The following is a 21,654-nucleotide window of genomic DNA, read 5'->3' on the forward strand; positions in this document are numbered from 1 at the left end:
TTCTGCTCTTTTTGCCAAAAAACCTCCTAATTTAACAATAGAATAAAATTGCTACGCTTAACAATTTAATGACATGAAAAAAAACACACTCATAGTTGCCCTCATATTATTGATTTTTTTCGTCATTTCATTCCTTACAAATATCCTTGGACCTATCATCCCTGATATCATTGATAGTTTCACCTTAAGTATAGGACTTGCAGGTTTTTTACCTTTTGCTTTTTTTGTGGCTTATGCAGTGATGTCCATTCCATCCGGAATATTGGTGGAAAAATACAAAGAAAAGAAAATGCTGATCTTTGCCTTTACCATGGCATTTGTTGGCGCATTGCTATTTGCTTTTATTCCAAGCTTTACCATTGCCTTGACTTCTCTGTTTATCATTGGCATTGGAATGGCAGTCTTACAAGTAGTTATTAATCCCCTACTTAGAACTGCTGGAGGAGAGGAGCATTTTGCTTTTAATTCTGTTATGGGGCAACTTGCTTTTGGTGCTGCTTCTTTTCTTAGCCCAATGCTTTATAGCTATTTGGTTACCAATATTCATACCTCAGACAATTCCTTAATTTTTTCATTTTTAAACCCTATGGTTCCAGAAAACCTGAAATGGGTCTCCTTGTACTGGGTCTTTGCTGCCATCGCTTTTTTGATGGTGATCATCATCTATTTTGCTAAGTTCCCAAAAGTGGAACTCAAAGAGGATGAGAAAATTGACGTGGGTGTGGCTTTCAAAGAGCTACTGGCCAATAAGTTCGTGCTGTTGTATTTTCTTGGTATCTTTTGCTACGTAGGAACGGAGCAAGGCATTGCCAACTGGATTTCAAAATTCCTTCAGTCTTATCATGGCATAGATCCATCAACTACAGGGGCCATTGTTATTTCCTACTTTTGGGGCTTGTTAACTGTAGGTTGTTTATTAGGCCTTGTTTTGCTTAAGTTTCTTGATAGCCGAACCGTATTGATTTTCTTTACAGGTGGAGCCATTTTGGCTTTATTAGCTGGCCTTTTTGGTCCGGCAAATGTGGCACTAATCGCTTTTCCATTGACCGGTTTTTTTGCCTCTGTTATGTGGTCCATAATCTTTTCTCTGGCACTCAACTCCGTACCTCAACACCACGGAACCTTTTCAGGGATTTTATGTACGGGAATTGCAGGAGGAGCAGTTGTTCCTTTGATAATCGGTGGATTGGCAGAACTTGTAGGGCTTAAATTGTCCATGTTGTTTCTTTTGATTACTTTAGGATACATCTTAAGCATTGGCATTTGGGCCAAACCATTGGTCACCAATGCTACCAAAAGTTTGAAGGATATCTTTAAGTAAAAAATGTATAAAATTATTTTGCTCTTGGATTTTGCCGAAGAGTACAGTAAGAGTTTATTAAAAGGAATATCAAAATATTCTGCTGAGCAGGGGCCTTGGTCCTATTGCCGAATGCCCCTTTATTATAGGGAAACGATTGGTATTAAGGGTATACTCGACTGGGCCAAAGACTGGGGAGCAGATGGAATCATTGGTCAATTGTACAACGAAATTGACCTGGACCTCCTCGTCGACTCAAAGATCCCGGTAGTTGCACAGGATTTTAAAGAGCGGTTTACAGAAATTCCGAATATTACAGGTGCCTACCACGAAGCCGGTGAGATGGGAGCCGCTTACTTTCTGAAAAAAGGTTTTAAGAATTTCGCCTTTTACGGTTTCAATGATATCGTTTGGTCCAGGGAACGGGCAGAAGGTTTTGAAAAGAAGATCAATGCGATGGGCTACAAAGTAAATTACTTTGAGCACAGAAAATCCCGTTCTACAGATTTGTGGTACTACAAGAGTAACTCTTTGAGCAAATGGCTATTGTCTTTGCCAAAACCCATTGCCCTCATGACATGTGATGACAACCAAGGGCTACACATTACCGAAGCTTGCAAGCAAAATAAAATCCGGATTCCTGAAGAAGTTGCTGTTTTGGGGGTTGATAATGATGAAATGCTTTGTGAATTATCAGATCCTCCACTATCTAGCATTGGCTTGGATATAGAAAAAGGGGGCTATGATACTGCCAAGTTAATGGAGCAAATGATCCAAACCAGTGCATCAAATTTTTATGATATCCGAGTGAAACCTACCCAAGTCATCACCCGGCAGTCTACAGATATTTATGCAACCAACGATGACCATATCGCTTCATCTTTGAAATATATCCATAAAAATATTGAGAAAAACCTTCAGGTAGAAGAAGTAGTAAAACAAGTACCCCTTTCCAGAAGAAGTCTTGAAAAGCGTTTTTTGCAAATTACAGGCTACCCCATTTACAAATATATTTTTAACCTCCGGATAGAAAAATTTACCCAAAAACTTCTTGAAACAGATCAAACTGTTTTTGAGATTGCCATGGACCTGGGCTTAAATGACAGCAAAAACATTGCTAGGCAATTCAAGCAAGTAAAAGGATGTAATCCTATAGAATACAGAAAGCGGTACCTTGCTGGGAAATAAGTCTTCCGCTCACTTTGCCATCAAAAATATCTCCTACCCAATACACCACCAAATAATCCCTCACAACCGTTCATATAATGCCATTATTTTGAATGGTACTTTTTAGTTCCCTAAGGTATACTATAAAAACATATCCGAAATATCTTCAACCTTTATTCTTTTCCCAATTATGAAACATTTAGATAAAAAAACCATTCTATCAATTATTATTGTCGGTATGTCTCTGGCTACCGCATGGGCCATACGTGGACAGTTTGGGCACGAACAGGGTGCTGCCTGGGCGGGCGGTATTGGTTGCTTGAGTGTGATTATGCTGGCCAAAAGAGAAGATTGGTATAACAAAGCAATTAAAGCAGCTTTTGCAGGAGCTGTGGGCTGGGGTTTTGGAGGTATGATGAGCTACGGGATTCTTGTGGGTTATGGCAAGGGGACTGAGTTTTTTAACGTTTATTACGGTCTGTTTAGTCTTTTTATCGTTGGTGGGCTGTATGGATTAGTAGGTGGTGGACTTTTTGGGCTTGCCCTAGCAGACAACCCGGAGAAAAAAGTAAAATGGCATCAATTGGTGGTAGAAATGGCAGTGGGGGGGCTGATTTTTTATTTCCTTATGGTGGAGCAGTTGGGTTTCGCGATGACTCCTCCAAGGTCAGAGGCATGGGGCATATGTGCAGGCTCCGGCTTGGCACTAATTTATTTCCTTTCAAGGAATAAGCAATTCAGTGCTTTAAGGGTCGCTATTTATGCAGGCCTAGGTGGTGGGTTTGGGTTTGCCTTCGGAAATTTCCTTCAAGTTTTAGGAAATGTAGCACAAATACCTTTTAACATGTGGAATGTAATGGAATATTCACTTGGTTTTTTTGGTGGAATAGGCATGGCTTATGGCACATTTACCTCTTCATGGAAAGTAGAAAATCGAAACACAAGGTTTACCTCCACTAACCTGATCATTCCAACCTTAGGGCTGTTGTTATTAATTCCATTCTTTGTTTGGCATCAATCATTTTTAATGAAGGACAATACCGAAACATTGGCTACGATTGTAAATCAGCCGGAAACTTGGAGGCTTGTGGTTCAATTAATTGCTTTATTTATCGTTTTAGTTCTTTTTATCTATTGGATGAAAATTAGCTCAGGAAAAAAGAAGCTTGAAAATACCGCTTTTACTAAGAAGGAAATTTCCTTATTATTTATTAGCTATTTTGGGTCTTATATTGCTTACACCATACTACTTACAGGATCGTTTTTAAGTTTTTACAGAATTGAGCAGTTCTTGTATATTGTGAACTTTGTGATCATACTTGCTCTGATCCCGGGTAGTCAAGCGCATTTTATTCCCCGTCCTGCTAAAACCAACACTTGGACAAAGATCCTGCTACTGATGTTGGCCTTTTTTATATTGCTGGCCTTTATTCTTATCAATAGTCATGGGGAAATCGGAAATGCACACAAGAGGTTTGAATGGCTTTAATGTGCATAGCAAGCATTAAGCGATAAATTTAGATGTTAGAATAGTTCCTATATTAAACTGAAAACGTGCGGAAAGATATTGCTTAAAACCAGATGATTCTATGAGATTCTTATAATTAACAAAAATGGCAATAAATCTCACTACGGCAGTTGGTCTAATGCTTCTGAAGTTGAAGCAATTTCAGCAATCAATAAAGTTTGAAGCATAATTTACTTCAAAATATAATTTCATTTATCGGAAAGGCCGGAATTTTTTTCCGGCCTTTTTTTAGTTGTTATAAGTCAAAATTGGATAATTATCACTTATCTCATGTCTAGCCCCGGAACCTTTTTTTTTTGATGGTGTTTAATCGCACTGAATTTGTCAACCGTTGCCTCGCTCACTACTTCGCTAGATTAATACAATTGAACAAATTCAAAATCTTTCTCAAAGGCTATTTAGCCCGTTAAATCATTGCCTTTATATTTAAGCGTAATTTCACAAAGATTGAAAAGACATGAGGTCTAGTTGGGATCACTTGACTAATAGAAGCCCTGAAGAAAAAACTAGGACTATTCACCAGAATTGTTAAATGGAATAACGAAGTTGCAATGGATCGTATATCTCGGGTTAAAAAATAGGCAAAAAAAATCCCTGCTGGAACCAGCAGGGATTTTATATAAACAGAGTATCCGCTTTTTAAAAAGGATTATTTGTCCCTTGGTATAACCATGGTTTAGACCATTGGCTGTCAGCACCAAAGTTACCGGAAAATTCGGTGACTTCCAGATTATTCAATGCAGCATTTATATTGTCTGTATTATTGTTGTACTCATCATTACCATATTGGAATCTGATGGCTACCTGAGGTTGAGGAGACAATGGACCAGCCTCTAGATCAGGATATCCGGTTCTTCTGTAATCAGCAAAAGCTTCTGTACCATTGGACCAGTTGGCCACCCATTTCTGGGTCAATACCTGCTCCATAGAATTATCAAATGCCACTTCGGCAATAAATTCTTCATACATGTCGCTTTTACCCCAAGCTTCCAGAGACTGTTCTATCCCCATGTTGTAGTGCATTTCAGCATCTCCCACATTCCATCCTTTTAATGCCGCTTCAGCAAAGATGAAGCTAACTTCAGCCGCAGAGATGATTCTGGCTTGAAGGATATCTCCTGCCTGACCAGCCGTAGCATAGTAAGGATCCAATTGGGAAACATGTAGGTTTTGTGTTCCCTGACCCGGAATCGGGTTTCCATTGTAAGATTCAGGCGTAAGGATAGAAGGTGGTAACCCTACGTAAAGATCAGAATTATAATCCGCCATGTTTGGGTTAAAGTGCCGGGTAAACTTCACATCTGCATATTCCTCTTCAAACTGATCAAAGGTATAGATAGACTCTATAGGCTCACCGTTTGCTCTGATAAAGTCTTCTGCCGCAACGCTAAGGGTCTCATCTTCTACCCATTGTACCCTTACAGAGTCAAAGAATACAGGAAGCCTAGGGTCATTGGTCATGGTTAGCTGATCAATGAAAGTCTGACATGCTTGATATCTTTGAAAATCATCAGGATTAAGTCTTACATGACGTGTTATCCAAATGTCATTGGCTCCACCTGTATAATCCAAAGTAGCATCCTGATCAGAGCTTTCAATATAAATACCACTGCTATAAATAGCTTCCACTCCAGCTTTGGCTACATCCGGTTTCTTTTCAGATAACCGCATATAATACCTTAACAATAGTGAGTTGGTAAATCTTTTCCAACTATCGATATTTCCCCCATAAAGGAGATCATTCCCACTAGTAACTCCCTCATTGGATGCTGAAGAAAGTAAATTGGCAGCGGATTGCAAGTCTGCAATAATGCCATCATAAATCACTTCCTGGCTATCAAATTTAGGGAATTGAAATTGATCGCTTCCCTGATCACCTTTTAAGGCATCCATATATGGTGCGTCCCCCCAAAGGTCAGCTATATTACCAAAAGCAAAAGACTTCATGGTGAGGCCTACTCCTTGGAAGAAGGCATTGTCCATTTCTTCACCTCTGGTAATCATCAAATTGTTGGTTCTTAAGATATCATACCATCCCGTCCAACTTTTGGATACCCATTCATAATTGTTATGACTACTGTACCAACCATTTTTCTGCGTGTATTGCATGGCACCGGCAAGGTCATTAAAGCCTAAACCAAGGTAGCTTTGGGCAGAAGATGACAATACCGAAGGCATCAAAAGGTTTGGATTGGCGTTGGCCGGGTCAATACCATATGGATTGGTATTGATCTCACTGAGTTGGTCATCACAACCGGTGACCAAAATAAGTCCCAGGAGAAATACGGCTATCTTTCTAAATTCAAATAAATTTTTCATGATATGCAAATTAAGGACTTTTTTAAAGATTAAAATTGAGCTTGAACCCTACAGGAATACTCCACGGCATCACATTTTGACGCTCAATTCCTTGTTGGAAAGAAGAACCAGAAGCCCTGAAAGCTCTTTCAGGATCTATACCTATATCTGCTTTTGTCCACAAAATTATATTTCTGGTATATACAGAGAATGTCGCATTTCTGAATACACTAAAATTAGGGATTTTATAACCTAGAGACAATTCTCTTAATTTCACAAAAGAAGCATCAAAAGTTACTTGCTCATTAAAGCTCCATGGGTAAGTATTGGTGATTGGGTAGATATTGGTACCGGATCCACCTAAGTGCTCCTCATATACATCATCTGCATAGTTATCCGGTGTATCAGCTCCGGCAGTTTGAATCACACCTGGCACAAAAGCTCCGTCAGATCCATTTTCATCAATTGCAAAACCACCTGTTTCTGCAGTATGTCCACCAACTCTAGGGAAATTACCTGGTTCTGGGATGATATATTTTTCCGGATCTGATTTTAACAGCGCCACCAGTTCATCTTCAGAATAGTTGCCTCCCGGGATCAGGTTATCCAATTGCCTTTGTGATTTCCAATCAGACTCTCCATATCTGTAGGTGAAAGACATGAACTCACCACCTTGTCTCCAGTCAAAGCTAGCATTCAATACAAAGCGTTTGTAACTTAGTCCTGTTTGCATCCCTAAAATAAAGTCAGGGTTGAAGTTACCAACTTTTCTAAGGTCTTCATCTGCAGACAATCGTTGCCATTCTCCGGCACTGCTTAATACAGGCCATTTGTAATAAGGAGAAGAAGGATCTTCTACTTGTACAAATCCTCTACTGTAAAGGTCTCCAATTTGCTCTCCTAAGAAAGTAATCGCTCCACCACCATTATCACTCCATAGGGTGATTCTGTTAAAGTTTTCTACAAGTTCCAATACGCTGGTCCTGTTTCTACTCCAGTTAAAATCTACATCCATTTTCCAACCATTTCTGTCCAATGGCGTACCTCCAAGACTAAGCTCAATACCTTTACTTTCGATCAAACCGGCATTGATCAGCCTGCTGCTGAATCCTGAAGAACGAGGAAGATTTACAGAGAAGATCTGGTTTCTGTTTTCGATCACATAATAAGTTCCGGAAAACCTCAACTTATTGGCAAACATATTCAAATCTATACCGGCTTCAATAGAAGTAGCCTCTTCCGGTAGGAAATCAGGGTTATTAATACCAGATCCTAAGGAAGCTACATTGATAGAGTTATAAGTACCGGTAGAAAGATTTTGAACCAATCTGTATGGGCTGGTATCATTACCTACTTTTGCCCAACCTACTCTGGCCTTTAACATATCAATTGTTTCTGGAAGGTTGAGTGTGTAATTGGCCAACCAACTTAAGGAAGCAGAAGGATAGAAATAAGAGTTATTATTCAAAGGAAGCGTAGAAGACCAGTCATTTCTTGCTGTCAAATCCAAATACAATTGGTCAGCATAACCAAACGAGGCCAATCCATAAATACTATAAATTCTTTTGTCAGAGTATGAATTGCTTACCGATCTGTTTTCAGCAGGAATATTTTGTGCATTGTAGATACCGGGTACAACAAGCCCATTATTTCTGTCTCCACCAACACCTATATTTGCTGAGGTTCCCATTCTGCTCATGATATTACCACCGGCAGAAGCATTGAAATCCAATTTACCAAAGTCATCGTTATAGCTTAACAAGAAGTCAGCATTAGACTCTTGATTCAAAAGGTCAGAGTTATAATATCCGCCTTTAGCCATTCTACTGTAGCTATAAGGAATCTTGGTTTCTCTGTTTTCATCAGAACGATCCAGTGAATACCTTGCCATGAAATTCACATTGTCAGAGATTTTATAGTCTAAAGAAACATTTCCATACACCCTGTCCCTTCTGAATGCATTCTGAATACCATAAGCTATAAAATAAGGATTGTCTCCATTAGGAGTCCTTACCTGCTGAATCTCTTCCTGTCCAGGCACCCAAATATCACGCATTTGCTCAAAGTCTATATATGAAGATGCATAGATAGCTTCAAGTGGGTTACCTCTTCTATCACCGGTACTAGGCCGATCATTCGACTTACTGTTTGTATAGTTAAAATTGGTGTTCAAAGTGACGTTTTCCAAAACATCGTAAGAAACAGAAGCAGCAATGCTATTTCTAAATAAATCAGAATTAGGGATCATCCCCTGATGCACCATATTACCATAAGAAACTCGGTAAGTAGCCTTATCATCTCCTCCGCTTATTGCAAGGTTATTATTAGAAGTTATTCCTGTCTGCATGAAATCTTTCATGGCATTAGGATAAGATTTTAATTCAGTAGGAATCACGTTTCCGTTTTCATCTACAGGGCTATTCCATTGTTCTGCCATATTTCCTGCATCCAACTCTGGTCCACCCCAATAGGCTGATCCGTCGTTAAATACACCTTCTCTGTTACCATTGGCATACTTGTAATGAAAATCAAGCAGTCTGGATGGTCTTTCAAATACGTTGCTCGTAGAGAAAGATACACCCATGCTTTTTCCTTTGCTTCCGGATTTGGTCGTAATGATTACAACACCATTACCGGCTCGAGTACCATACAAAGCAGCAGCACTGGGTCCTTTAAGGACACTGATATCTGCAATATCATCAGGATTGATATCAGAAATAGCATTTCCATAATCGACCTGATTACCATTTCCATTTTCCCTGTTATTATTTAGTGAGTTCGACATAGGAACACCATCAACTACAAATAATGGTTGGTTATCAGAAGTAAGTGAAGAGGCTCCCCTTATCACCATACTAATTGAAGAACCTGCCCCACTGGTCTGATTGATGGTTACACCAGGCATTCTACCTGCGAGAGAGCTCAAAACGTTTTCTTGGGACACTTGTGTAATGTCTTCAGCTGAAACAGTAGACACATCGTAACCCAAAGAACGTTGGTCTCTTTTGATACCCAATGCAGTTACAACTACTTCATTCATAGCAGTAGCTGCTTCTTCCATACTCACATTGACACTTGTTCGGTTACCTACAGTAACTTCTTGACTTTCAAAGCCAACGTAAGAGAATACCAAAACTGAATTTGGTCCGGCTACGTCAATACTATATGATCCATCAATGTCCGTTACCGTTCCATTGCTTGTTCCTTTTTCCAAAATAGTTACTCCAGGTAAGCCTGAATCATCTCCTGTGGAAGTAACCTTTCCGTTGATAGTTATTGCAACCATCTCCTCCAATTCTGTAGCAGCTCCTAAGGAACTCCTCATCTCAGAGAGTCCATTGGCTTCCGCCAGTACTGATCCGGTAGATATAATACCTACCGAGAGAAGTGGCACCATCCACTTCATCATTTTTTTAGTACGATGTTTTTTCATAAGTTAATTGTTTTGCATGTTCAGTTTTCTATTGTATTGATTAATTGGAAGTTATTATCCAAACCTTGTCCTTTTTAGGACCTCTACACCTTATTATTTTTATTCTATTTCAATTTACTTGTTTGGTGTTTTTCAAAATTTTCACTTTTGTCATTTTTATAATCCTTCAGGACTTTCTCAAAATGTTTCCGCATACTTTCCTCCATACCGCTCAACATTTCCGAATCTTCCAAGCCTCCTAAAAGCGCTTCAAACTCCGGTCGCGAAATTTCATTTTGTACAAGTCTCTGCATCAGAGCCTCTGCTTTTTTCTTTTTCATATAAATGCCCTCCACCGTAAATACCATGGCTTATAAAAAAGAGACTATTTGTAATAATTGTTTTTTATTATGAATTAATTGTTAACAAACATAACAATGACATAAAATGGCCTGATTTCCATTTAATGCGTAATATTGTTGGACACCAAAAAACGGCCTTTAGAGACAAATGGCCCTTAAATATTATATTAATTATGAAAACCACACCACTATTATTGGCTTGCATAGTTTTAATTTTAAATTCTTGCGGACCAAAAAAAAACAGTGACAAAAATTTGCCCTCGGTAAAAGAAACCATGGATGGGGTCGTAACCAGACTCTATAAAGAATTGGATAAAAATCAACTAGACACCATTTCACATGAGTTTGTCGAAAAATACCTTACTGAGGAAGAAAAAGAATCATTAGCGACTCAATACTGGAAAATGGAGGTCAATGTGCCTACCACCGTATCTCTCATGAGAAACAAAGGCCAGGAGGTAGTCCCTTTTTGGTTGAAACCATCGGGGTTTGCACTCAAGGATATGGAAGTTCAAAATGAACACGATACCTATGAAGTCTGGCAAAAAGATTTTGATGCCGGTGAAATTCATTTGGGCATCAATGGTTTTGGAAAACACCGACCCGTTTACTTCCTAGGACTTGCACCACAAAATCCTGAAGACCAATTGGAAATCACTCCCATCTTTCCGGCAAAACAACATTTTGAGGTTTTTGATGTGGGTGCTTTCACTTACCATGACTGGAGTGGCCTTACCCTCACTTCTGTACCAGAAGCCCTTAAGGGACAACAATTGCTAACAACCATTAGGGGTAGAGCAAGAGAAGCCCATATGGTGAATGCCTTTAGAACTACTAATTTCCCCACTAGAAAAATACCTGACCAAGTTCTTCTTACATGGAGCGATTCGCCTGAAACCTCCATGGACATCCAATGGAGAACTACTGAAACGGTAGCATCCGGCACTGTCAGATATTGGAAAGAAGGAACCAATGATACGCTGGAAACACAGGCAGAAAAATTTCTAATGGAAGACAGACTGCTGCAAAATGACCGATACATGAATAGGTTTACTGCGAAAGTAAGGTCACTGGAAGCAGGTACTAAATATGGTTATATCGTTGGAAATGAAAAGGCAGGTTGGTCATCACCTGAAACCTTCACCACTGCTCCTGATAAAAATAAGTCTTTCTCTTTTGTTTGGTCAGGAGATGTGCACCTTGATGAAGTATGGGGTAATAACATTCAAAAAGCAGAAAAAAGATTCCCTGACATTGCTTTCTATTATATCGCAGGAGACCTTGTAAATACGGGTTTATACAGGGATGATTGGGATAAATTATTCCAATATGCTGGAAGTACGATCGCCAGAAAACCCTTGATGGCAGTGCCCGGCAATCACGACAGCCAAGATGGCTTGGGTGCATGGATGTTTGAAGAAATGTTGAGCTACCCCTCCGATAGCCCTTCACCTGAAATGGCCGGAAGGTCTTATGCCTTTAATTATGGAAACACCCTTTTCCTAATGATTGACTCTACTTTTCCCAATGAAGACCAAACTGCATGGATAGAAAAAAAATTGAAAGAATCAGATGCTACCTGGAAAATTGCAGTATTTCACTTTCCTCCTTTCAATGAGGTAGAACCTTATGAAGACATTCAAGGTGAATGGGGACCACTTTTTGACAAATACCATGTGGACATGGTCATGGGAGGACATTTCCACTATTATATGCGATCCAAGCCTTTGAACAACGGAGAAATTGTAAATAGCCCTAAGGATGGAACGATTTATTGGATCTCTGTAGGTACTACCGGAAAAAATAAAGACATCGGAACTGGCTCCTATGCTGAAATTCAATTCCCTGCAGACCACTTGTATCAATACATCACAATTGACGGAAAAAGCATGAAAGCTGAGACCATCAATGTGGATGGAGAAACAGTTGATAAATTTTCTATCAATAAATAATAACTCCTTTTGTTGCTTTAAAGCCTGTCTACCAATAAAAGGTGGGCAGGCTTTTTTTTGCACTAGATATTTTTCAAATTATACTGGCAGAAACCTTTATTTACCTGTATTTTTAACTCAGATTTCGCAATGGAATTTCCCAGGCTTACCCCCATTCCTTTGGTAAACAAAAGATTACCAAAAGACTACATATAAAGCTGAAGAAAGAATTATCAGGCAAGCAGGACATCCATAAAAGGATAAAGCTCAATTACACTCCTTGCCATTCCATGTATAAATCACCACTTTGGATAACCTCGTTATCCAAGGTACACAATAGACTAATGATTTACATCGACCTACATATATGTACCTGATATTTGATACCGAAACCACCGGGCTCCCAAGGAACTACAATGCCCCCATGTCTGACTTGGACAACTGGCCTCGTTTGGTTCAATTGGCTTGGCAGCTTCATGATGAGAAGGGAAAGCTTATTTCAAATAATAATTATATAGTTAAGCCTGAAGGTTTTACTATCCCCTATAATTCGGAAAAAATTCATGGTATTTCAACCCAAAGGGCCTTAAAAGAAGGGCATGACCTATTAAAAGTGCTGGAGATTTTTGAAGAAGATCTCAAAAAAACAACTTTTCTGGTTGGCCATAATATAGGTTTTGATATATCAATTGTAGGGGCAGAATTATTGAGAACCGAACGCCCAATTGTAGACCTGGAGAAACAAGCCTTGGATACCAAGGATATTTCAACTGAATTCTGCGCCATTCCGGGTGGCAAGGGAGGAAAGTTTAAATGGCCTACCTTATTTGAATTGCATCAGAAACTTTTTGGTGAGGGCTTTGGTGATGCCCACGATGCTGCCTATGATGTAGATGCCACTGCAAAATGCTTTTTCGGCCTTATCAAGGAGGGGGTACAGCCGCCCACTGAGGGAATTTCCCTGGATGCAATCATTTATGAACCACCAAATCTGGACGCGGCAAATTTTGCAGCCGCCAAAGATGAGGTAAAGGTATCCGCACAAAAAATCCTAAAAGCGGCTGATCGTGCAGACATCTCAGACCTAAAGGATACCCCCTTTACGCATTTACATGTTCATACTCAGTTTTCAATTTTACAATCTACCTCTGAAATCCCTGCCATCATTAAAAGAGCAAAGGAGCTAGGGATGCCTGCCTTAGCCATGACTGACCATGGTAATATGATGGGGGCATTTAACTTTGTTAAAGAAGCATTTAACAATGACATCAAACCTATCCTAGGTTGTGAGTTTAACCTATGTAGGGATCGGAAAAATAAATCCAATAAAGACGATGGTTACCAAACAGTTTTATTGGCTAAAAATAAAGCGGGATACCATAACCTCGCCAAACTAGCATCCTATGCAAACATAGAAGGCTTTTACTATGTACCTAGAATAGATCGCGAAGTTTTGGCGCAGTACAAGGGAGACCTTATTGCCACTACAGGGGGGCTATGGGGGGAGGTTCCCTACCTTATTCTCAATGTTGGAGAAACCCAAGCTGAGGAGGCCTTCGTATGGTGGCACGAGCAATTTGGAGAAAATTTCTATATCGAACTAAATCGGCATGGAATACCTGAAGAAGAAAAGGTAAATGAGGTGTTGCTCCAGTGGGCAGAAAAATACAATGTCAAGTATTTTGCTGCCAATAATACCTATTATAATGCCCAGGTAGATGCCAAGTCCCATGACATTTTATTGTGTGTTAAAGATGGTGAACTGGTCGAAAAACCCAAGAAATACATAGGAAAAAGAGGGCGCGAGTATCGTTATGGTTTTCCGAATGATGAGTTTTACCTCAAATCTCCGGAGGAAATGAAAAAACTCTTTGCTGATTTACCCGAAGCCATTTCATGTACCGATGAAATTGTATCCAAAATAGAACCTTTCAAACTTGCTAGAGAAGTTCTATTGCCAAAATATGACATTCCCGAAGAATTTGTTGATTCTCGAGATGATGAAGATGGTGGAAAAAGAGGGGAGAATGCATTTCTGCGGCACCTTACTTATGAGGGAGCAAAAAAAAGATATGGAGAAATCACCGATGAAATCAAAGAACGGCTGGATTTTGAACTGGAAACAATCGAAAGGACTGGTTATCCGGGGTATTTCCTGATTGTTCAGGATTTTACCGGAGCGGCGAGAGAAATGGGAGTATCTGTTGGACCGGGGCGTGGATCTGCCGCCGGATCTGCTGTTGCCTATTGTGTAGGTATTACGAATGTGGATCCTATTGCTTACGATTTACTATTTGAGAGATTCCTTAATCCTGACAGGGTTTCTCTCCCTGATATTGATATTGACTTTGATGATGAAGGCAGACAAAGGGTCATCGAATATGTGATCGAAAAATATGGTGCCAACCAAGTAGCACAAATCATTACCTACGGAACCATGGCGGCGAAGTCTGCCATTCGAGATACGGCAAGGGTACTGAACCTCCCCCTATCGGAAGCAGACCGGCTGGCCAAGTTAGTAACAGACATCAAACTTAAAGCCCTCTTTGAATTGGCCAATGACAGGGCCAAACTTTCTGCCAAGCTAAAAAACAACAATGACAACCTGGAAAAGGCCTTGGAGTTGATTCGAATTTCTAAAGGAAATGACGACAATTCCAAAACCATAAACCAGGCCAAAGTACTGGAAGGATCCGTGAGAAACACGGGTATCCATGCTTGCGGGGTCATCATCACACCGGATGATATTACCAACTTTGTCCCTGTCGCTTTGGCAAAGGATTCTGAGATGGTATGTACCCAATTTGACAACTCTGTTGTGGAAAGTGCAGGGCTGCTGAAAATGGATTTCTTGGGCCTAAAAACCCTTACCCTAATAAAGGATGCCGTACGCATCATTAAAGAAAGACATGACATTTTGCTCGATCCGGAAAACTTTCCCATTGACGATGTCAAAACCTATGAACTCTTTCAACGTGGTGAAACAGTAGGTATATTCCAGTATGAATCTGCCGGCATGCAAAAATACATGCGGGAATTAAAGCCAACGGTTTTCGCTGACCTTATTGCCATGAATGCCCTTTACAGACCGGGCCCATTGGAATACATTCCTAGTTTCATTAAGCGGAAGCATGGCTTAGAAACCATCACCTATGATCTGGATGACATGAAGGAATACCTGGAAGAAACCTACGGTATTACGGTCTACCAAGAGCAGGTGATGCTTCTCTCCCAAAAGTTGGCAGACTTTACCAAAGGTGAGGCGGATGTTCTCCGTAAAGCCATGGGTAAGAAACAAAAAAATGTGCTGGATGAGATGAAACCAAAATTCATCAATCAAGCAGCAACAAAGGGTCACGACAGCAAAAAATTGGAGAAAATATGGAAGGACTGGGAAGCCTTTGCATCGTATGCCTTCAATAAATCCCATTCTACATGCTATGCATGGATCGCCTACCAAACCGCCTATCTAAAAGCCCATTATCCGGCTGAATATATGGCTTCGGTTTTGAGCAATAACATGAATGATATTACCCAAGTAACTTTCTTTATGGAAGAATGTAAACGGATGGGAATACAGGTACTCGGCCCGGATGTCAACGAGTCCAAGAGTGATTTTACCGTAAATATGGAAGGCCAGATAAGATTTGGTATGGCCGCAATAAAAGGTGCCGGTAATGCTGCTGTGAATGCCATTATTGAAGAAAGGGAAGCGAAAGGCTTGTATAAAGATGTTTTTACTTTCACAAAGAGAGTCAACCTAAAAGCAGTCAATAAAAAGACCATGGAAGTATTGGCTATGGCCGGAGGTTTTGACTGTTTTGTAGATTTTCATCGAAGACAATACCTGGAGGCCCCTGACAATGAAGCCACTCTTCTGGAAAAAGCCATTAAATATGCGCAAAAGGTAATACAAGAAGAAGAAAGTTCTCAGGTCTCCATGTTTGGAGGTGGGGGAGGATTAGACATCCCTGTTCCTTCCATTCCGGACATGGAACCTTTCAGCCAACTGCAGCAATTGAATATAGAAAAAGAAGTTGTAGGCCTTTATATTTCAGGGCATCCTTTGGATCAGTTTAGGGTAGAAATAGAAGCTTTTACCAATACTGGGCTACCGGAGCTAGCCGATCTTTCACAGTTAAAATCAAAAGGAGAAATCAAACTTGCCGGAGCTGTAACTTCCTTTGCACACCGCACCACAAAAAATGGAAAACCTTTCGGCACGCTTACGATGGAAGATTACCATGGAGGCCACACTTTTTTCTTATTCGGGGAGGACTATGTGAAGTTCAAGGAGTATTTTATGCACAATTGGTTTTTATACATTTCAGGTTCAGTACACCCCAATAAATACAAACCTGCTGAATTTGAATTTAAAATCAATCAAATCACTTTGCTAAATGAGATCCGGGGCAAAATGATCAAGGGATTACGGGTTCATATTGACATGGATGACTTGGGGCTCGAATTGATGGAGAAATTAGAGGCCATCACTCAAAAGTACAAGGGAGATGCAAAACTGTATATCAATATCATTGACAATAAAGAGAATTTGACCTTAGACTTGATCTCTGCAAAATACCGAGTAGATCCTTCCAATGAACTGATCCAAGCACTGGATCAAATCCCGGAAGTAGCTTATAAAATCCTTTGACACAAAAATAATTTCATTGATCTGGAACTTATTAATGTTGAAACTGATTAAGTTATATATTTTATAAAAAACCATAATTACATTAAGATGGCAAAAGCAATTGAAATTACAGATAGCAATTTTGAGGAAGTAATCAAATCTGATCAGCCTGTATTGGTAGACTTTTGGGCGGAATGGTGCGGACCTTGTAAAATGATTGGCCCAATCGTAGAAGAACTTGCAGGAGAATATGAAGGCAAGGCTACCATCGGTAAATTAGATGTTGATGCAAATCAGAACGTTCCTTCTAAATTTGGAATTAGAAGTATACCTACCCTTTTGATTTTCAAAGGTGGAGAGGTCGTAGACAAAGTAGTAGGAGCAGTTCCTAAATCTGTTCTTTCTGATAAATTGGAAGCACAGGTATAAATATATTTCCCCCCATAAAAACAATAGATATTATAAATCTAGGCCTATGGTTTTATCCGCACAAGAGCAATCAAAACTTTAGGTATTCTATTGAAACCATTGCAAAAAATAGTGCTGAAATTAAGTAAGCAGATCAACATAAACGCAATTGTTTTAGATGGGTAGAACTAAAAAAAAAACAAAAAAAGTCCTTCAATTGAAGGACTTTTTCTTATTATATAAGGCAACATTTAATTATTGAATGGATCTACCATTTAAATCATAAACCACTTTACCATCTTTAATGGTCACTTCACATTCAAGTTTTTGGTTGGTAGGCACTTTCTGTCCTGTTCTGTCCCACTGAGTAAATTCACCATTTCTGATGTTTAGGATACTTAAATCCGCTATAGCCCCTTCGGAAAGGTGTCCCAATTCAGTTCTCTTAATTACTTTTGCAGGTTCCCAAGTACTTGCTTCAATAACCTCAGGAAGCTCCATTCCCATGGCCAGAAAAGTAGTCATTACGTTAAGCATGTCCTTCATGGCTGCATTCATGCTTCCAGTGTGAAGGTCAGTACTAATGGTGTTGGGATAAAGTCCGGCAGCTAAAGCTGGAATGGCTTGCTTGAATTCGAAGCTTGCTCCACCATATCCAACATCAAAGATGATCCCTCTTTTTTGTGCTTCTAGTACGAAAGGTTCAAACTCACGAGTTTCTCTATTCACAACTGTTTCTCTGGCCCCGTTTAGTTCAGCATAAGTATGGGTATAAATATCACCAGGCCTTAAACGGTTGAAAAACAATTCCTTGATAGAAAGCGGATCAAAGGCATTGGACCCTCCAAAATCAACAATCACAGGCATGTCTGCAATTCTCCCTGCTTCTACAGCTCTGTCAATTGGAATCCAATCCCGGCTGCCATAATGAGCTACCTTGAAACCAACAACATATTGTTTATTTTGCTTGGCCACCATACCACTAAGTTTGCCATCCATATCACCTGTGTTTTGTTCCCAGGCTCCCCCACGCATGCCTTCACCAACGATATTCATAAAGCTCAATACCCTGGTTTTGCTAGGTTCAATGACATTCTTTTTGAAGGTTTCAAAATTTTTCCATCCGGCACCTCCACAATCAACAATTGTGGTAACACCTACACGAAAGGTAAAACCATCCGGCGGCAATGCAGTCAAACCATCACTTAGGTAATGATTTGGTTTGGTTCCATGAAATACATGACCATGAATATCAATCAAGCCGGGAGTAACAACAAGTCCATCAGCATCAATAACTTTGGCAGCATCGCTTCCTGTTATGGATTCCGCTATTTTGGCTACTTTGCCATCCTTGAGGGCGATATCCATTGTAGCATCAATATCATTCTTCGGATCAATTAACCTACCGCCCTTAATGAGCATGTCATAGGTTTGGGCACTTACCACACCAGAGGTAAATACCATTAAAAATAATACTATTCTATATCTCAAATTCATAAGTTAGGCTTTAGCTTTTTGCAATTCTTCAGCAATTCTTTTGGCAACGATTTTTTCCTCTTTTGGTCTTAGCATAAATACAGTAAGTTTAATTGCATTTTCGCCACCACCAATCACTTCAATGGAAGGAGATCCATTGCGTAATTTTTCTCTCATTTCAGCTTGAGTAAGCTTAATTTTAGCAGGATCCCAACCAATTTCTAAGTATGGAGTATGATTCGCTACAGGTGGTACAGTCACCTCTGTACTTACACTTTCAATACCAGAAACAGCATCGGAAATAAGGGAAATTTTGTCTTCCCATTCCTTCCATTCCTTGTCATGATCTTTTTTGATATACGTGTCAAGTGCCACATACATGCCTAGAATTTCTTCTTTATTGACTTTCATTCCGCGGCCTATGGTGCCTCCTCTTGGTGGTGCGCTTAAGCGAGCAGCTTCTACAAGATCTCTACGCCCCATAAGGATCCCTGCACTTTGAGGGCCTCTTATGGCTTTACCTCCGGAAACACAAACAAGGTCAAAGCCCAAGTCGTTGTACTTCCATAGGTTTTCTACAGGTGGCACATCTGCCGCCATGTCTATCATGGTAGGAATTCCATGTTTTTTACCAAGAGCTACCCACTCCTCATGCTTGATCTTTCCTGATGGACCTTGATAATTCAAGAACCACATCATGGCCGTCTTATCATTTACTGCACGGTCTACATCTGCAGCAGTCTCCACTTCTACAATGTCAACACCTGTATTCGTTAGCGCATGTACATAACCTGTATTGTGAGATTTTTGTACAAGAACCTGAGACTTCATGCCGGTAAGGTCAGGGAGTTGGCTTATTTTCTTCCTGTCCTTTCCTGTAAGCACACCTGCCGTACCCAAAACCATAGCAGACCAACATCCGGCTGTAACGGTAGCGTATTCTGCATGACAAAGAGCGGCAATTTTTTCTCCTACTTTATCCTGGACCTCATCCAACATGATGTAATGATCGGAAGAAAAGTTGATGGTCTGCATTACTTCATCCGGCATCAATGATGCGGTCATGGCTGTATAGGTACCTGCAGCATTCACAAAACTTCTAAGCCCCAATTCTTCAATCACATTCCTTTTGGGTGCTTCTTCTATTGTTTCTCCTTTCACCACAGAAAGGGGAACACCTGCGCTTAGTACTCCTCCTGCCAATGGAAGGGCACCTAATCTTTTCAATAACTTTCTTCTACTTATCATAATAATATTTTAGGAAGATCAGCTGTTTATAAATTTTACACTTATAAACACTTAATCTTCAATTTCAACAATCATTTCAATTTCTAAGGCAATATCACCAGGCAAAGACCCCATACCAACTGCTGATCTTGCATGTCTACCTTTCTCTCCAAAAACTTCCACCATGAAGTCAGAAAAGCCATTCATTACTTGAGGCTGTTCATCAAACTCAGGGCTGGCATTTACCATACCTAGGACTTTAACAATCTTTTTTACCTTGCTCAAGTCTCCAATTTCAGCTTTTAAGGATGTCAACAAATCAATCCCTACCAATTTAGCTGCTGCTCTACCTTCAGTAACGGTAAGCTCTGTTCCAAGCTTTCCTGTAACCATTCCGCCCTCAGGTTTAACAGGACCATGGCCGGAAAGAAATACCAAATTCCCTGTCCGTACTGCCTTGACTATACTTCCTTTGAAAGGCTCGGGGTTTTTTAAAGTGATCCCCATTTTTTTCAATTTTTTCTCAGGACTTTGCGCATGGCTAATGGTAGGCAAAGCAACGAGACTTATGAAAAACAAAAACACTAGTGATTTAAGCATATCTGAATTTATATTTAGTAATTTAATTAGGTCAATCTAGTAATCTTTAGGCTTGTTATTCCCAGTTTTTGGCTCCTATTCCATTTAGGTCCCAAACTATACTGCCTGCTCTTAGGGTCAATTCTGTTTCTAATTTCTTTGAACCTTTAAATGCGGCCCCTGAAGAATCAATAAAGCCAAATTGGCCTTCACGCAATTTGAAAATTGCCAAATCTGCCTCTGCTCCTTCAGATAAGTGGCCTAAATCTTCTCTTTGAATCACCTGTGCAGGTTTCCAGGTAGAAGCTGTAATCGCTTCTTGAAGACTCATTCCCAAATTCATCATTTTAGACACCACATTTAACATGTCTTTCATGCCTCCATTCATGCTTCCTATATGCAAATCTGTACTTATGGTGTTGGGGTAAAACCCTTGTTCAGTGGCCGGAACAGCCACTCTAAATAGAAAGGATCCACCTCCATGTCCCACATCGAATATCAAACCCTTATCTTGTGCTTCAAACCAGTGAGGCCATACCTTACCATCAGCATTCAAGGTACCCTCTTTGGGTCCATGTCCGGAGTGATCTCCCCCATACATATGGGTAAGAATATCACCGGGTCTTAACACATCAAATAGCAAAGTAGACAATGGCAATGCAGGATCTGCTCCACCTAAATCAACCATTACAGGGATTTTAGCCATCTCCGCAGCCTGTACAGCCTTTTTGTAGGGTTCCCACTCATGTCCCCTAAAATGTGCAATCTTCACCCCAATAATTTCCGGGTTTTGCCTTGCAATCATACCCGTCATCTTTGGACTCATGTCTGTGGTGTCCTGCTCGCGAGTAGTCACGCCACTCATACCTTCACCCACTATATTTATAAAAACCAAAACCCTGGTTTTAGAACGTTTGATTACATGCTCTTTATAGGTCTGAAAATTTTTCCAACCCGGACTCCCCGCATCAGCAACAGTGGTAACTCCTGCTCTAAAGGTAAATCCGTCCGGTGGCACTGAAGAAAAGCTATTGTTATAATCTCTATGGGATTCCGTTCCGAAAAAATGATGCCCATGGATATCAATTAAACCCGGCGTTACAATTAACCCTTCCGCATCAATAATTTTTTTCGCTGACTTTTCCTTGATATTTTTAGATACTTTTGCAATTTTTTTATCCTTAATTGCTACGTCCATAACCCCATCAATTTCATTTTTGGGATCAATAACACGACCATTTTTTATCAGTAAGTCATAATCTTGTGCATTGACCTGAAGGACAATGACCATAAAGAAAATAAATGTAAGCCTTAATAGTTTCATAAGTATAGT

13 protein-coding genes are annotated in these 21,654 nt (G+C 40.0%); 6 read left to right on the top strand and 7 right to left on the bottom strand.

Annotated features, from left to right (window positions below):
- Positions 1–73: 73 nt before the first annotated feature.
- The 3 genes from ACYVHJ_RS16090 to ACYVHJ_RS16100 all read left to right on the top strand — a co-directional run bounded on the left by ACYVHJ_RS16090 (position 74) and on the right by ACYVHJ_RS16100 (position 3,956).
- Entirely contained in the window at positions 74–1,321 is a 1,248-nt protein-coding gene (locus tag ACYVHJ_RS16090) for an MFS transporter (protein WP_460516620.1), read from the top strand.
- A 3-nt stretch (positions 1,322–1,324) separates the two neighbouring features.
- Positions 1,325–2,488 (top strand): DNA-binding transcriptional regulator, encoded by a 1,164-nt coding sequence (locus tag ACYVHJ_RS16095; protein ID WP_339903504.1) that lies wholly within the window; start codon positions 1,325–1,327, stop codon positions 2,486–2,488.
- 169 nt (positions 2,489–2,657) lie between these two features.
- Positions 2,658–3,956: an LTA synthase family protein gene (locus tag ACYVHJ_RS16100; protein WP_339903505.1), complete on the top strand. Its 1,299-nt coding sequence runs from the start codon at positions 2,658–2,660 to the stop codon at positions 3,954–3,956.
- Positions 3,957–4,634: 678 nt separating this feature from the next.
- Here ACYVHJ_RS16100 and ACYVHJ_RS16105 read toward each other — a convergent pair.
- The 3 genes from ACYVHJ_RS16105 to ACYVHJ_RS16115 all read right to left on the bottom strand — a co-directional run bounded on the left by ACYVHJ_RS16105 (position 4,635) and on the right by ACYVHJ_RS16115 (position 10,046).
- Complete coding sequence (locus tag ACYVHJ_RS16105) at positions 4,635–6,314, bottom strand: RagB/SusD family nutrient uptake outer membrane protein (RefSeq protein WP_460516624.1); 1,680 nt, start codon at positions 6,312–6,314, stop codon at positions 4,635–4,637.
- 22 nt (positions 6,315–6,336) lie between these two features.
- Positions 6,337–9,726, bottom strand: a complete 3,390-nt coding sequence (locus ACYVHJ_RS16110; RefSeq protein WP_460516627.1) for a SusC/RagA family TonB-linked outer membrane protein — start codon at positions 9,724–9,726, stop codon at positions 6,337–6,339.
- A gap of 104 nt (positions 9,727–9,830) precedes the next feature.
- A complete protein-coding gene (locus ACYVHJ_RS16115; protein ID WP_460516630.1) occupies positions 9,831–10,046 on the bottom strand; it encodes a hypothetical protein in 216 nt (71 codons plus the stop codon).
- A 194-nt stretch (positions 10,047–10,240) separates the two neighbouring features.
- Between ACYVHJ_RS16115 and ACYVHJ_RS16120 the strand changes: the two genes are divergently transcribed.
- From ACYVHJ_RS16120 to trxA, 3 genes are all read left to right on the top strand, one after another.
- Entirely contained in the window at positions 10,241–12,019 is a 1,779-nt protein-coding gene (locus ACYVHJ_RS16120; protein ID WP_460516633.1) for a purple acid phosphatase family protein, read from the top strand.
- A gap of 346 nt (positions 12,020–12,365) precedes the next feature.
- Positions 12,366–16,652: a DNA polymerase III subunit alpha gene (dnaE, locus tag ACYVHJ_RS16125; RefSeq protein ID WP_460516636.1), complete on the top strand. Its 4,287-nt coding sequence runs from the start codon at positions 12,366–12,368 to the stop codon at positions 16,650–16,652.
- An 87-nt stretch (positions 16,653–16,739) separates the two neighbouring features.
- On the top strand, positions 16,740–17,060 hold the full coding sequence (gene trxA, locus ACYVHJ_RS16130; protein ID WP_339902259.1) for a thioredoxin: 321 nt from the start codon (positions 16,740–16,742) through the stop codon (positions 17,058–17,060).
- 234 nt (positions 17,061–17,294) lie between these two features.
- Here trxA and ACYVHJ_RS16135 read toward each other — a convergent pair whose 3' ends face one another.
- The 4 genes from ACYVHJ_RS16135 to ACYVHJ_RS16150 are packed head-to-tail and all read right to left on the bottom strand — an operon-like array spanning position 17,295 to position 21,645.
- Positions 17,295–18,536: an amidohydrolase/deacetylase family metallohydrolase gene (locus ACYVHJ_RS16135; RefSeq protein ID WP_339902260.1), complete on the bottom strand. Its 1,242-nt coding sequence runs from the start codon at positions 18,534–18,536 to the stop codon at positions 17,295–17,297.
- 3 nt (positions 18,537–18,539) lie between these two features.
- Entirely contained in the window at positions 18,540–19,763 is a 1,224-nt protein-coding gene (locus ACYVHJ_RS16140) for an aminotransferase class V-fold PLP-dependent enzyme (protein ID WP_460516640.1), read from the bottom strand.
- Between the two features lie 51 nt (positions 19,764–19,814).
- Positions 19,815–20,342, bottom strand: coding sequence for a RidA family protein (locus ACYVHJ_RS16145; RefSeq protein ID WP_339902262.1), 528 nt, complete (start codon positions 20,340–20,342; stop codon positions 19,815–19,817).
- Between the two features lie 55 nt (positions 20,343–20,397).
- Complete coding sequence (locus tag ACYVHJ_RS16150; RefSeq protein WP_460516643.1) at positions 20,398–21,645, bottom strand: amidohydrolase/deacetylase family metallohydrolase; 1,248 nt, start codon at positions 21,643–21,645, stop codon at positions 20,398–20,400.
- Positions 21,646–21,654: the final 9 nt, after the last annotated feature.

This window comes from Cyclobacterium sediminis (genome assembly GCF_054781075.1).

Coding starts and splice junctions, on each gene's coding strand:
- ACYVHJ_RS16135 (WP_339902260.1), bottom strand. CDS start 18,536: ATGAATTTGAGATATAGAATAGTATTATTTTTAATGGTATTTACCTCT.
- ACYVHJ_RS16150 (WP_460516643.1), bottom strand. CDS start 21,645: ATGAAACTATTAAGGCTTACATTTATTTTCTTTATGGTCATTGTCCTT.
- ACYVHJ_RS16115 (WP_460516630.1), bottom strand. CDS start 10,046: ATGAAAAAGAAAAAAGCAGAGGCTCTGATGCAGAGACTTGTACAAAAT.
- ACYVHJ_RS16090 (WP_460516620.1), top strand. CDS start 74: ATGAAAAAAAACACACTCATAGTTGCCCTCATATTATTGATTTTTTTC.
- ACYVHJ_RS16140 (WP_460516640.1), bottom strand. CDS start 19,763: ATGATAAGTAGAAGAAAGTTATTGAAAAGATTAGGTGCCCTTCCATTG.
- ACYVHJ_RS16100 (WP_339903505.1), top strand. CDS start 2,658: ATGAAACATTTAGATAAAAAAACCATTCTATCAATTATTATTGTCGGT.
- ACYVHJ_RS16145 (WP_339902262.1), bottom strand. CDS start 20,342: ATGCTTAAATCACTAGTGTTTTTGTTTTTCATAAGTCTCGTTGCTTTG.
- ACYVHJ_RS16105 (WP_460516624.1), bottom strand. CDS start 6,314: ATGAAAAATTTATTTGAATTTAGAAAGATAGCCGTATTTCTCCTGGGA.
- ACYVHJ_RS16120 (WP_460516633.1), top strand. CDS start 10,241: ATGAAAACCACACCACTATTATTGGCTTGCATAGTTTTAATTTTAAAT.
- ACYVHJ_RS16110 (WP_460516627.1), bottom strand. CDS start 9,726: ATGAAAAAACATCGTACTAAAAAAATGATGAAGTGGATGGTGCCACTT.
- trxA (WP_339902259.1), top strand. CDS start 16,740: ATGGCAAAAGCAATTGAAATTACAGATAGCAATTTTGAGGAAGTAATC.
- ACYVHJ_RS16095 (WP_339903504.1), top strand. CDS start 1,325: ATGTATAAAATTATTTTGCTCTTGGATTTTGCCGAAGAGTACAGTAAG.
- dnaE (WP_460516636.1), top strand. CDS start 12,366: ATGTACCTGATATTTGATACCGAAACCACCGGGCTCCCAAGGAACTAC.